Origin of the sequence: Actinomadura roseirufa, assembly GCF_900659635.1 — a bacterium.
GTDB classification, from domain to species: domain Bacteria; phylum Actinomycetota; class Actinomycetes; order Streptosporangiales; family Streptosporangiaceae; genus Spirillospora; species Spirillospora roseirufa.
In genome coordinates this window covers 24445-36807 of record NZ_CAACVB010000012.1, presented here as the reverse complement: position 1 = coordinate 36807, position 12363 = coordinate 24445, and the positions used below count along the sequence as shown (strand labels likewise).

Genomic DNA, 12363 nt, shown 5'->3' with positions numbered 1-12363 from the left:
CTCGTCAGAGCTCGGGTATGTCGAACTCGGCGCGGTCGGCGTCGATGAGGTCGCCCAGGAGGGCGGCGGTGGCGGCGGCCACCTCTGCCAGGGCGGCGTCGGAGGCGGGGGCGTCGCTCTCGAACGCCCGCTGGACGGTCCGCGCCAGGAGGTCGGCCCGCCTCTCGGGGCCGTCCACGGACGCCGCGTCGCCCGCCGCGTCCCCGGGCGCGTCCCCGGCCCGCAGGAAGCCCTCGAACGTCGCCTGGTAGGCGTGGCCGACCTCGTCGGCGTCCATGTCGTCGCGCAGCAGGCCGTGCTCGGAGAGCAGCCGGAGATACCCGGCCAGCGTCGCGGCGTGCCGGGCGTCGCGCGCGGTGCCGGGCGCGGCGGTGAGCCTGCCGAGCATCTCGGGGTCGCCCAGCAGGAACCCGCGCAGCAGCGGGCGTCTCACGATGGCCAGGAAGTAGGCGCGCGCGAAGCGGTGCAGCAGGCCCGCCCGGGGATCCCGCCGCAGTTCCAGGCGCAGCTCGTCCACCGCCGAGAGCAGCTCGCGCGCGAACACCACGCCGAACAGCTGCTCACGGGTCTTCCAGTGCAGGTAGACGGTGCCCTTTCCGATGCCGGCGCCGGCGGCGACGTCATCGATGGTCACCCGCCGGTAGCCGTGGCGCAGCAGCAGGTCGGCCGCCGCGTCGAGGATCCGCCCGGCCCGCTCGGCACGCTGGCCGGGGCTCCGGAGACGTTCGGTCGGGGCGCTCACACGCGGACCATATGACCAGATGGCGAATCGCGTCAACTCACGATGATAGTTGACTGATTTTCAAAAATCGTCATATGGTCACGCCATGACCACCACCGACGACACCACCAAGACCGTCCTGGTCACCGGCGCCACCGGAAATCAGGGCGGTGCCACCGCCCGCCACCTGCTCGCCGCCGGCTGGCGGGTCCGGGCCTTCGTCCGGGACGGCACGACCACGGCGGCCGCCGCGCTCGCCGCCGCGGGCGCGGAGCTCGTCCGCGGCGACCTGAACGACCGCGACTCGATCGAGGCGGCGGCCCAGGGCGCCCACGGCGTCTACAGCGTCCAGTCCGCCAACCCCGACGAGCTCGCCCAGGCCAAGAACGTCGCGGACGCCGCCAAGGCCGCGGGCGTCCGGCACCTGGTCTACTCCTCGGTCGGCGGCGCCGAGAGCCAGAACGCCTACTACGTGGAGCGGGGCTGGGGACCGATCGAGAAATGGCAGGCCGAGGCCCATATCCGCGAGTTGGGCGTCCCCGCGACGATCCTGCGCCCGGCCGGGTTCATGGAGGACTTCGTCAATCCGGCGCGGTTCTTCCAGGAGGGCTCGCTCAACGTCCCCTGGCATGACGACCTGGTCATGCAGCTCATCGCCATCGACGACACCGGGGCGTTCGCCGCGCTGGCCTTCGCCGACCCCGGCGAGTACGTCGGCGAGTCCATCGAGATCACCGGGGACAGGTTGACGGCCCCGCAGATCGCCGCGGCACTGGGCGCGGCGGCCGGACGGACGGTGCCGCACACCGAGGTCCCTCTCGACACGCTGTGGGAGCACGTCCCCGAGGCCGCCAAGGTCTTCACCTGGGCGGGCGAGCGCTACTTCGACACCGACCTGGCCCCGCTGCGCGAGGCCCACCCCGGCCTCATCGACTTCGGTACCTGGCTGGACCGGACCGGCAAGGACCTGCTCCTGGCGCAGCTGGAATCCCTGCCGGCCTGACAAGTCGCGGCATTTCGGAAATACAACGCGGCCATTTCAGAGCACGGAACTCCGCGGCCCCCGGCCTCCCGTCCCCGGGCCGGTGATTTCCCGATGCGGGCTCGGGCCGACCGACTTTAATGAGGTCACAGGCCCGGCCGGTCATGAAGGGAAATGGCCACAAATGCAGACAGAATGGTTCAGCCGGCGGGGTTTTCTGGGACGGTCCGCCGCGGGACTGGCCGCCGCGCTGGCGCCGGTGGCACCGGGAGGCGTGGCGGTCCCGGTCCCCGCCTCCGGCCGCGGCGGACGCCGGGTCCTGACCTACACCGAGGCGACCGGCGGGTCGGTGACGGCGGGCCCGGACGGCGACCTGATCGCCGAGGTGCAGGGGGTGCTGTGGCGGATCCCCCGCCGCGGCGGCCCGGCGACGCCGCTGACCGGCTGGGACCTGGAGGCGACCCGCCCGGTCCTGTCCCCGGACGGGAGCCTGGTGGCGCTGGGCGCCTATCACGGGGGCGGCTTCCACCTGTGGTCCATGCGGCCCGACGGGCACGGGCTGCGGCAGCTGACCGGCGGGCCCTGGGACGACCGCGGCGCGGCCTGGTCGCCCGACGGCACGCGGCTGGCGTTCTCGTCCGAACGCGGCGGCGACGCCGTGGCGGGCTCGGCCTTCGGGCTGTGGACGATGGACCCGCGCGGCGGCCCGCCGTCCCGGCTCACCGGCGGGGACTTCGAGGACCTCGATCCCGCGTGGTCGCCGGACGGCCGGTGGCTGGTATGCGTCCGCGCCGCCCACCGGCCGGGCGGCGGCACCGACGGCGGCGCGTCACTGGTCCGGATACCGGCGGCCGGCGGCCCCGCCCGGGTCGTCCACACCACGGGCGCGGGCCGCCTGCTGTGCCCGTCGGTCTCGCCGTCCGGCCGGGTCGCCTGCCTGCTGCTGATCGGCGCGACCGACTCGGCGGCCATGCCCGCCTCGGAGGCGGACCTGCTGGTGGACGGGCAGATCGTCGTCTCCGGCGAGGATCTCGCGGCCGCCCCGCCGTGCTGGCTGGACGAGGACAGGCTGCTGTACCTGGGCGACGGCCACGTCCGCATCCGCACCCTGAGCACGGGATCGGTCGAGCAGATCGCCTTCACCGCGCGGCTGCCGGTGCGGCGGCCCCGCTGGAGGCCCAAAAAGCACGACCTGGAGCGCGTGGCCCTTCACGAAGGACGGCCTGCTCAGGTGCGCGGGATCCACCTTCCCGTGCTGTCGCCCGACGGTCGCGACGTCGCCTTCGTCGCGCTCAACACACTGTGGGTGATGCCGCTGGACGGCCCGCCGCGCGAGGCCGTGCGAGCCGAACCCGTCCACTATGTGCAGATGCCCGCGTGGTCGCCGGACGGCCGCAGCCTGCTGTACTGCACCGACAAGGGCGGCCTGGCCGCCGTCCACCGGCTTCACCTGGACGCCGGAGGCGATGAGGAGGTGGCGGCCGGGCTGGTGCATCCGGTGCCCTCCCCCGACGGCGCGCGGCTGGCCTGCCATGACCTCGAGGGGAACCTGCTGCTGCTCGACCCGGCCGCCGGCACGAGACGTCACCTGGCCCGGCCGCTGACCGCCCACGAGCTGCCCGGCACCCCCACCTGGTCGCCCGACGGCCGCTTCGTGGCCTTCTGCGACCGGAACCGGCTCAACCAGCGTTTCCGGGAGGGCTACAACCTCATCCGGGTCATCGACACCGGCACCGGCGCCGAGACCCGTCACCTGCCCGCCGACCACCAGTCGCTGTCGGACCGCGTCGCCTGCGGGCCGGCCTGGTCGCCGGACGGCCGCTGGATGGCGCTGGTCACCGAGTCGGCGCTGTGGCTGCTCCCCGTCACCGCCGCCGGGGCCCCCGCCGGCCCGCCGCACCGCCTCACCGGCGAGCCGGCCGACCACCCCAGTTGGGCCCGCGACTCCAGAACTCTGCTGTACCTGTCCAGCGGCAGCCTGCGCCTGTTGTCGCTGGACTCCACCGGTGCGGTCACCGCGCGCCGCACGATCCCCGTCCCCTTGCGGGTGCGCGGCCCGTCCCGGCGCGGCCCCTCGCGGGACGGCGAGGCACTGCGCGTCCACGCCGGGCAGTTGTGGGACGGCACGGGCGCTCCCCCGCGCCACGACGTCGACGTCCTGATCAGCGGCGGCCGGATCACCGCCGTCGTGCCCCACCGCGCCCGGCGGCCCGGTCACCGGACCATCGACGCCTCCGGCCGGACGGTCCTCCCCGGCCTGTTCGACGGCCACACCCACCCGTATCAGGCCACCTACGGCGCCCGGCAGAACTTGCTGTCGCTGGCCTACGGCATCACCACCACCGTGTGCCTGGGCGGGTCGCTCTACGAGGCGATACGGTTGCGCGAATCGGCCGAGTCCGGCGACTCCACCGCACCGCGGCTGCTGGCCTGCGCCGAGCTGATCGACGGCTCCCGCACGGCGTACACGATGGGCCGCACCCACCGCACCGAGGCGGGCGTCGAGCGCACGCTTGACCGCGCCACCGCCGTGGACGTCGACTTCGTCAAGACCTACGTCCGCGCCTCCGGCGCCGTCATGGCCCAGGCCGCCCGAGCCGCGCACCGCCTCGGCGTACCGTCCGGCAGCCACCTGTGCTCTCCCGGCCGCAACGCCGGGCAGGACCTCACCACCCATCTGCAGGCCACGCAGCGCCTCCCCTACGGACACGCCACCACCCCGAGGGGCGAGATCCACCAGGACCTCATCGCCGAATACGCCGACGGAACCTTCGCCCTGATCATCACGCCGTTCACCGCGCAGGTCATGCTCGGCGACGACCCCGCCCTCGCCCGCGATCCGCGGGTCCGCGCCCTCATGCCGCCCTGGGACGTCGCCACCGTCGACCAGCGTGCCGGGACGCCGCCCACGAGCGGGCAGACCCGCGCTCTGGCCAAGGAAATGGGGAACTACCGGCGCCTGGCCGCCGCCGGCGCCACCCTCGTCCTCGGGACCGACTCCCCGCTGGTGCCCGTCGGCCTGTCCCTGCACCTGGCCCTGCGCGCCCTGCACGACCACGGCTTCACCCCCGGCCAGGCCCTCCACAGCGCCACCGTCGCCCCCGCCCGCCTGTTCGGCGTCGACCGCGACCTCGGTACCGTCCGGCCCGGCATGATCGCCGACCTGACCGTCGTCGACGGCGACCCCTTCACCGATTTCTCGACCCTCGTGAACACGGTCCTGGTCATCCGCGGCGGAGTCCCGCACCACCGGGCCGACCTCACCGCGGTCCACCCGCCCGCCGAGCACCCTCCGGCGCGACACGCCGCCTGGCTCCGCATGGCCAGGACCCGCGTGGATTCCTGCCAATGCGGGGTATCCGACCCGTAGGGCACATATCGGGAGGTGAAGCACGATGCCGAAGACCACGAGCAGGGGCCGGGTGAAGAAGACCGAGCTCCCCGACACGATCAAACGGTCGGACGCCAAGGCCCAGCGCACCTACGCCAAGGCGCACGACTCGGCCGCCAAGGAGTACGGGGAGGGGCAGCGCGCCCACCGCGTCGCCTACTCGGCCCTCAAGCACACCCACGAGAGGGTCGGCGACCACTGGGAACCGAAGCCCAAGGGCGCCAAGGGCCCGTCCGACGCCCGGGCGAAGGGCGGCCGCGGCACCTCGCGCAAGACCGCGGGCGGTGTGGACGCCAACGCCTCCAAGCAGCACCTCTATGACATCGCCAAGCGGCTGGACGTCTCAGGCCGCTCGACCATGTCCAAGAGGGAGCTGGTCAAGGCGATCGGCAAGAGCAACAAGCGCAAGGGCTGAGCCGCTCAGGACGGCGGAGCGGGGATCGGGTTCCGGCCCAGCGCCGAGGCGGCGGCCACCAGGTTGGAGGCCATCGCCCGCCCGGTGCCGTGCGACCAGTCCCGTCCCTCTTCGCTGTCCAGGTAGCTGGGGCCGGGTCCCGGGCCCCGGTTCCAGTACGTCCACGCCTGGCCCGGGATCGTGTAGCCGAACTCGGTGAGCGCGCCGCTCAGGTTGTTGATCACGTGGTGCGCGCCGTCCTCGTTGCCGGTGACGACCACGCCCGCGACCCGGTTGAACGCCACGGGGCGGCCGTCGTCATCGGTCTCCGACAACATCGCGTCCATCCGCTCGACGACCCGCTGCGCGATCGAGGACGGCTGCCCGGCCCACGTCGGCGACGCGAGGATCAGGATCTCCGACCGCAGCAGGGACGCGTGGACGGCGGGCCACGCGTCCCGGTCGACCTGCCACCGCCGGGTACCCGGGCCACCCGCGCCAAACATCGGTACTCGCGCGACCGGGGCGGCCCCGCCTCGACGCCGAACGGGACAGGACGGCGGGACGAGACAGCAGGACGGGACGGCGCGGACGGCCAGGCCTTCCGCGGGCCAATACGGCCAAAGCGGTCCCTCCGGCTTCTCGCACGACCTTGTGTTTCGGTCCCGAGAAGAGTGCAGAGCCGATCGCCTCGGGTAAGCGGAGCGGGCATCGCCTCGGTCAGCTTCCACAGGAAAGGTGGGCCTGGTGGCCTTCAACCCGCTCGAACACCGTGGAATCCCGCTGGACGACCAGCTGCGCAACTGGGACCAGCTGGACGTCGCGCCCACCGATCCCGAAGAGTCCGATCCCTACACCAGATGCCGGATCATCACCATGAACGGCATCGAGGTGGAGGCGATCATGTTCAGCCACCATCTCGCCCGAGTCTGTCCGGACGTGGAGGTCAAACGGCGACTGGCCCGGGTCCGCTACATCGAGGCACAGCAGCAGAAGGTCGTCAACTGGCTGCTGCCGGGCCAGGCGTCGGTGCTGGAGACCACGCTCAGCTACGAGCAGGTCGCCGTCGACCTCACCGGCTGGGTCGCCCGCCAGGAGCCCGACCCCTACCTCAGGCAGTCCTACCAGTTCGGCCTGCTGGAGGACTTCGACCATCTGTACCGGTACGCCAACCTGTACGAGATGATCGAGCACCGCAAGGCCGAGAAGGTCGTCGACCATCTCACCGAGGTCATGCCGGGACGCCCCGGCCGCCTCCAGCACCGCGACCCCCTGGACAACGTCCGCGAACCCTACGACCGGGCCGCGGCGGCGCCCCTGTCCAAGCTGCACGCGCTGACCATCATGTCGGCCGAGCAGCAGACGATGAACTTCTACATGAACGTCGGCCCGATGTACATGGAGCCGATCGCCCGGCAGCTCTACCAGGAGATCGGTCTCGTCGAGGAAGAGCACGTCACGCACTACGAGTCGCTGGTCGACCCGGGCGAGACCTGGTGGGAGCGCCTCGTCAACCACGAGTACAACGAGTGCTACCTGTACTACTCGTTCATGCAGACCGAGTCCGACCGGCGTGTCAAGGACATCTGGGAGCTGCACCTGAACATGGAGCTGGAGCACCTGCGGATCGCCTGCGACCTCATGCGCCGGTACGACGGCCGTGACCCCGAGTCCGTGCTCGCCCCCTCGCTGCCCGAGCCGGTCGCCTTCGAGCCGAACAAGCGGCTGGTCCGCGACCTGCTGGCCACCCAGATCGACTGGACCACCCTCGGCACCGGCTACGTGCAGGAGGCGCACCGCCGGTTCGAGGAGTACCAGCACAAGATCAATGCCGCGCGTCCTGCGCGGGAACGCGTCATCGACGAGCACCGCGACGAGTTCGGCGGCGGCTACCGGCTGGCGACGGTGGGCCCCCACCCGGTCGCGAGGCTGCGCGACAAGCCGAGGGTGTGACCGTGGGTCCGCATCGGGGATCCGGTTCGGCGGCGATCCGCAGACTCGGGTCCAGTCGTCCTTCCCGTGACGGTGAGGCGGTAAGGCACGTGGGACGGGCCCCTGCCCGTCCTGGTGCAGGTGGATGGAGTTCCCGAAGAGGTCGATCGGGGTGACGGTCATTCCGGCGCGTCCGTCCGGCGCAGGACGGTGAGGGCGATGAGCGCCGCCGCGGCCAGGAGCACCGCACTGAGCGCCAGGCCGAGCGCGTAGCCGTCGTTGAGGGCCTCGGGGGTGCGGGCGGAGCCGCTGCGGTGGTGGGCCGCGGTGCCCAGGGCGGCGAGCCCGAGCGAGGCGCCGATCTGGCGCGAGCTGGCGAGCAGGCCGGACGCGGTGCCGGTCTCGTGGGCAGCGACCCCGGCGGTGGCGAGGGAGACGAGCGGCCCGAGGCAGAGGCCGAAGCCGATGCTGGCGACGATCGAGGGACCGAGGACGTCGGCCGCGAAGGAGCCGTCCGCGCTGATCAGGCCGAACCAGCCGAATCCGGCCGCGGTCAGGAGCCCGCCGACGACCAGGAGCTTCCAGGGGGCCAGCCGGTAGCCGAGCTTGATGGCGACGACGGACCCGGCGACCACCCCGAGCGCGAGTGGCAGGAACATGACGCCGGTCAGCGCCGGCCCGGTGCCGAGGACCCGCTGGAGGTAGAGGGAGATGAAGTAGAAGGACGCGGCCATGGCCGCGCCGACCAGGAGGTTGCAGGCGTTCACGCCGGCGACCGCGCGGTTGGCCAGCAGGCCGAGCCGGACGAGCGGCTCGCGGGTGGTGGTCCGCTCGACCTGGAGGAAGGCGGCCAGCAGCGCGGCGGCGGCCGCCAGGGTCGCCAGGGTGACCGGCGACGTCCACGAGTACTGGTCGGTGCGGACGACGCCGAACACCAGCAGGGTCATGCCCGCCGTGGCCAGGACCGCGCCGAGGACGTCCGGGCGGCGGCCGCGGGACGGCGGCGGCTCGGCGGTGACGCCCCGCCAGACCATGGAGAAGGCGACGGCGGCCATCGGCGCGCTCACGAACATCACCCAGCGCCAGCCGGCGTACTGGGTGAGCACTCCGCCGATCAGGACGCCGAGGGCGGCCCCGGCGGCGTTCATCGCGCTCCAGATGCCGAAGGCGCGGACGCGGGCCCGGCCCTCGGGGAACGTCGCGGTCAGCAGGGCCAGCGCGGCCGGGGCCGCCGCGGCGGCGCCGATGCCCTGGGCGGCCCGGGCGGCGACCAGGTGGCCGGGCTCCTGGGCGAAGCCCCCGGCGAGCGAGGCCACGCCGAACAGGCCGAGGCCCGTCAGCAGGGTCCGCTTGCGGCCGTACCGGTCGGTGGCCTTGCCGCCCAGCAGCAGGAGCCCGCCGAATGTCAGGGCATAGGCGTGGATCACCCAGGTCAGCCCCACCTCACCGAAGCCGAGGCCGGCGGCGATCTTCGGGAGGCCGACGTTCACGACCGACAGGTCCAGGGACACCATGAACTGCACGACGGCCACCGCCGTGAGGGTGAGCGCCGCACGCGCGGCCGGCGCGGCGGCCGGCCGGCGGCTCGCCGATTCGATGCTCGTCAACGGATCTCGCTCCTCTGCTCCGTGCCCGCGGCCGCGGCCCCGTTCCTGCCGGTTCCGGACGTGCGGGGCGACGGCGGGCGGCCGCGCGGGCTCACACCGCGGAAGGCGCCCTCGACTGGGTGCTCGCACATGCCGCACATCGTGGCCTTCGGGCCGGGCGGCGGTCGTCCCGCCGGGGACGACTCCTCGGCCCGGCACCCGGGGGGCAGTGCCGGGCCGGCTACATCGTGGGGAGTAGTCATCGACTGCGACGTGGAGTGGACGACCCTGGGCCGAGAATCGCTTAATCTGCGCGAATGAGGTTCTTGGACCAGCGGCGGCTGCTCGTCGAGGACGGTCTGCTCGCCACGGTGAAGGCCGTCGTGCTCACGGTCGTCGTGCTCGTCACGCCGGGCGCGGGGGCGCTGGATCTCGCCGCCGCCCTCGCCGGCTCGGTCGTGCTGGTCGCCTGGCGGCGGGCCCCGCTGGTGTCGCTGTTCGTCTCCACGGCCTGCATGCTCGCGGTCGACGTGCACGTCCAGCCGGGGCCGCCCGCGGCCTTTCCCGTGCTGGTGTCGGTGTTCGCCGCGGTGCGGGCCGGCCACGACCTGGCCGCGGCCCTGGCGGGCGTGGCCTTCCTGACCGCCGATCTGGCCGCGAGACTGGCCGACGGGGGCGGATCCGCCGAGGATCTCCAGGGGACCGCGCTGCTGGTCGGCTGGTTCGTCGCGGCCGGCGTGCTGGCGACGGTGACCCGGCACCGGCAGGCGTACCTGGAGGAGGCCGAGCGGCGGGCGGCCGAGGCCGAGCGCACCCGCGAGGAGGCGGCCCTGCGCCGCGCGGGCGAGGAGCGGCTGCGCATCGCCAGGGAGCTGCACGACTCCCTCACCCACAGCATCTCGATCGTCAAGGTCCAGGCCGGGGTGGCCGTTCACCTGGCCCGCAGGCGCGGTGAGGAGGTGCCCCCCGTGCTGCTGGCCATCCAGGAGGCCAGCGGCGACGCCATGCGCGAGCTGCGCGCCACCCTGGAGGTGCTGCGCGACACCGACGGCTCGGACCGCGAGACCGCGGCCAGCGGCCTCGACCGGCTCGGCGACCTGGTGGAACGGGCCCGCTCGACCGGGCTGCCCGCCACGGTGACGATCTGCGGGACGCGCCGGGAGCTGCCGGCCGAGGTGGACCGGGCCGCGTACCGGATCGTCCAGGAGGCGCTCACCAACGTCGCCAGGCACTCCGGCGGGGCGGCCGCGGCGGTGCGCATCGACTACTCGGGAGCGGAACTGGTCGTGCAGGTCGACGACGATGGCATGGCCGACCCGGAGGCGCCGCCCGTGCCCGGTACGGGGCTGCTCGGCATGCGCGAGCGCGTCACCGCGCTGGAGGGCCGGCTGCGGGCCGAGCCCCGCCCCGGGGGCGGGTTCACCGTGCGCGCTGAGCTCCCGCTGGTAGGAGGATCATGATCCGCGTACTGCTCGTGGACGACCAGGCGCTCATCCGCGGCGGTTTCCGGGCCCTGCTGGAGATCGAGGACGACATCGAGGTGGTGGCCGAGGGGGCGGACGGCCGGCAGGGCGTCGCGCTGGCCCTGGAGCACCGGCCCGACGTCGTGCTCCTCGACGTCCAGATGCCGGTCATGGACGGGATCGAGGCGACCCGGCTGATCGCCGCCGACGAGCGGCTCAGCGGCGTCCACGTCGTGATCCTCACCAACTACGGCCTCGACGAGTACGTCTTCAACGCGCTCCGCGCCGGCGCCTGCGGCTTCATGGTCAAGGACACCGAGCCCGCCGACCTGCTGCAGGGCGTCAGGGTGGCGGCCCGCGGCGACGCGCTGCTGTCCCCGTCGATCACCCGCCGGCTGATCGGCGAGTACGTCGCCCGCCGGCCCGCGGCCGAGCCCGCGGGGTTCGACGTGCTGACCAACCGCGAGCGCGAGGCCACCGCGCTGGTGGCCCGGGGCCTGTCCAACGACGAGATCGCCGCCCACATGGTGATCAGTCTTTCCACCGCGAAGACGCACGTCAGCAGGGCGATGACCAAGCTGTACGCCAGGGACCGCGCCCAGCTGGTGGTGTTCGCCTACGAGTCGGGCCTCGTCACCCCCCGGCAGGGGTGACCGGCGCCGAGCCCCCGTGTAACCCCCGCGCCTATCTCATGCCGAGAGGGCGGACGACGTCGCCGTCCCTTCGCCGGAAGCCGGTCATCGGACCGGCCGAGCATGAAGGAGCGTTCCTTTGTCGAGGAACACAGTGGGGGCCCGTTTCCGGATCGGCGCGAAAGCGGCCGGTGTCGCCGCCGTCGCCGGCGTGACGGCGTTGTCGGTCACCGGCGGCGGCCTGTCCGCGCCGGCGCACGCCGCCGCCGCGCAGCGGTACGTGCTGACCGTCGGCCCGGCCGAGGCCCAGCGCTATCTGGGAATCAACGACGACGGGGACATCATCGGCGTCGGTCAGGAGGCGGGCGCGCAGAACGGGCAGGGTTTCGTCGTCGAGCATGGGACGAACACGCTCGCGTTCCTGGCCACGCCGAGCGACCCCGGCAATCACGAGCAGTACACCACGCCGCGCGCCGTCAACCGTTCCGGAGTGGTGGTCGGAGATCTGCTCTTCACCGATCCCCTCAAAGGCCACAACCGCCCGATCAGGTGGCCTGCCCCGGGTCCCACGGGGGCGGACCTGGGCGTGGACGCCGACCTGCGGTTCTCCGACGTGGAGGCCACCGGGATCAGCGACAACGGCCAGATCTCCGGCAAGACCCTGGACGCGAACAACCGGACCAGCGCCTGGACGGTGAAGGGCACCGCGCTCACCAGGCTGCCCGCTCTTCCCGGCGGGCAGCACGCCCGCGCGAACGCCGTCAACGACGACGGGCTGGTGGTGGGCGGGGCCACCCTGACGGACGTCTTCCCCGCCGTCCAATGGCGGAACGGCCAGATCGAGAATCTGGGGACACTGCCCGGCGGAACCTACGCCGAGGCCAAGGCGGTCAACTCCGCCGGGGTGGCCGTGGGCGTTTCCACCACGACCACGGGAAAGGAGCGCGGCATCACCCATGCCGTCGTTTTCGCCAAGGGAACCGTGACCGATCTCAACGTCTCCGCCACCGGAATCGCCAACGCCTCCGCGAACGCGATCAATGACAAGGGCACGATCGTCGGCTCGGACAGGAGCGGCGGGTTCGTCTATGAGAACGGCGTCGCGACCGATCTGGACACGCTGATCCCGCCGAACTCGGGCTACCACATCACCACCGCCACCGGAATCAACGAGAACGGCGCCATCGTCGGTGTCGCCACGAAGGGTTTCGGAGGGCGCACCTTCGGCGTCCTGCTCACCCCGGCCGGCCGCTGACCAGCGG

At 72.9% G+C, this 12363-nt stretch carries 10 protein-coding genes; 7 read left to right on the top strand and 3 right to left on the bottom strand.

Translation table 11 applies throughout. From position 1 onward, the window contains the following. Window positions 1-4: 4 nt before the first annotated feature. Window positions 5-742 carry a TetR/AcrR family transcriptional regulator gene (locus E1291_RS04585; RefSeq protein ID WP_131736274.1) on the bottom strand — a complete coding sequence of 246 codons (738 nt, stop codon included), beginning with the start codon at window positions 740-742 and terminating at the stop codon, window positions 5-7. Between the two features lie 85 nt (window positions 743-827). Between E1291_RS04585 and E1291_RS04580 the strand changes: the two genes are divergently transcribed. From E1291_RS04580 to E1291_RS04570, 3 genes are all read left to right on the top strand, one after another. Next, window positions 828-1724, top strand: a complete 897-nt coding sequence (locus E1291_RS04580; protein WP_131736273.1) for an NmrA/HSCARG family protein — start codon at window positions 828-830, stop codon at window positions 1722-1724. 163 nt (window positions 1725-1887) lie between these two features. Then, on the top strand, window positions 1888-5073 hold the full coding sequence (locus E1291_RS04575; protein ID WP_131736272.1) for an amidohydrolase family protein: 3186 nt from the start codon (window positions 1888-1890) through the stop codon (window positions 5071-5073). A gap of 25 nt (window positions 5074-5098) precedes the next feature. Further along, window positions 5099-5509 (top strand): ChaB family protein, encoded by a 411-nt coding sequence (locus E1291_RS04570; RefSeq protein WP_131736271.1) that lies wholly within the window; start codon window positions 5099-5101, stop codon window positions 5507-5509. Between the two features lie 5 nt (window positions 5510-5514). Here the strand turns inward: E1291_RS04570 and E1291_RS04565 are convergent, their stop codons facing one another. Continuing rightward, entirely contained in the window at window positions 5515-5994 is a 480-nt protein-coding gene (locus tag E1291_RS04565; protein WP_131736270.1) for a flavodoxin family protein, read from the bottom strand. Between the two features lie 241 nt (window positions 5995-6235). Here E1291_RS04565 and E1291_RS04560 point away from each other — a divergent pair, with 241 nt between their 5' ends. Next, window positions 6236-7441, top strand: a complete 1206-nt coding sequence (locus E1291_RS04560) for a hypothetical protein (RefSeq protein ID WP_131736269.1) — start codon at window positions 6236-6238, stop codon at window positions 7439-7441. Between the two features lie 158 nt (window positions 7442-7599). On the opposite strand, the gene E1291_RS04555 is transcribed toward E1291_RS04560, so the two are convergent. Further along, window positions 7600-9027 (bottom strand): MFS transporter, encoded by a 1428-nt coding sequence (locus E1291_RS04555; RefSeq protein ID WP_242613942.1) that lies wholly within the window; start codon window positions 9025-9027, stop codon window positions 7600-7602. A 296-nt stretch (window positions 9028-9323) separates the two neighbouring features. Here E1291_RS04555 and E1291_RS04550 point away from each other — a divergent pair, with 296 nt between their 5' ends. From E1291_RS04550 to E1291_RS04540, 3 genes are all read left to right on the top strand, one after another. Beyond that, window positions 9324-10466, top strand: a complete 1143-nt coding sequence (locus tag E1291_RS04550) for a sensor histidine kinase (protein ID WP_131736268.1) — start codon at window positions 9324-9326, stop codon at window positions 10464-10466. Continuing rightward, window positions 10463-11122 (top strand): response regulator, encoded by a 660-nt coding sequence (locus tag E1291_RS04545; protein ID WP_131736267.1) that lies wholly within the window; start codon window positions 10463-10465, stop codon window positions 11120-11122. Before E1291_RS04550 ends, E1291_RS04545 begins: the two co-directional genes overlap by 4 nt. A gap of 118 nt (window positions 11123-11240) precedes the next feature. Further along, complete coding sequence (locus tag E1291_RS04540; RefSeq protein ID WP_131736266.1) at window positions 11241-12356, top strand: hypothetical protein; 1116 nt, start codon at window positions 11241-11243, stop codon at window positions 12354-12356. The last annotated feature ends 7 nt before the right edge of the window (window positions 12357-12363 follow it).

Bases quoted from the DNA above. Each gene is read 5' to 3' on its own strand.
- E1291_RS04580 (WP_131736273.1), top strand. From the start codon at position 828: ATGACCACCACCGACGACACCACCAAGACCGTCCTGGTCACCGGCGCC.
- E1291_RS04575 (WP_131736272.1), top strand. From the start codon at position 1,888: ATGCAGACAGAATGGTTCAGCCGGCGGGGTTTTCTGGGACGGTCCGCC.
- E1291_RS04570 (WP_131736271.1), top strand. From the start codon at position 5,099: ATGCCGAAGACCACGAGCAGGGGCCGGGTGAAGAAGACCGAGCTCCCC.
- E1291_RS04565 (WP_131736270.1), bottom strand. From the start codon at position 5,994: ATGTTTGGCGCGGGTGGCCCGGGTACCCGGCGGTGGCAGGTCGACCGG.
- E1291_RS04550 (WP_131736268.1), top strand. From the start codon at position 9,324: ATGAGGTTCTTGGACCAGCGGCGGCTGCTCGTCGAGGACGGTCTGCTC.
- E1291_RS04545 (WP_131736267.1), top strand. From the start codon at position 10,463: ATGATCCGCGTACTGCTCGTGGACGACCAGGCGCTCATCCGCGGCGGT.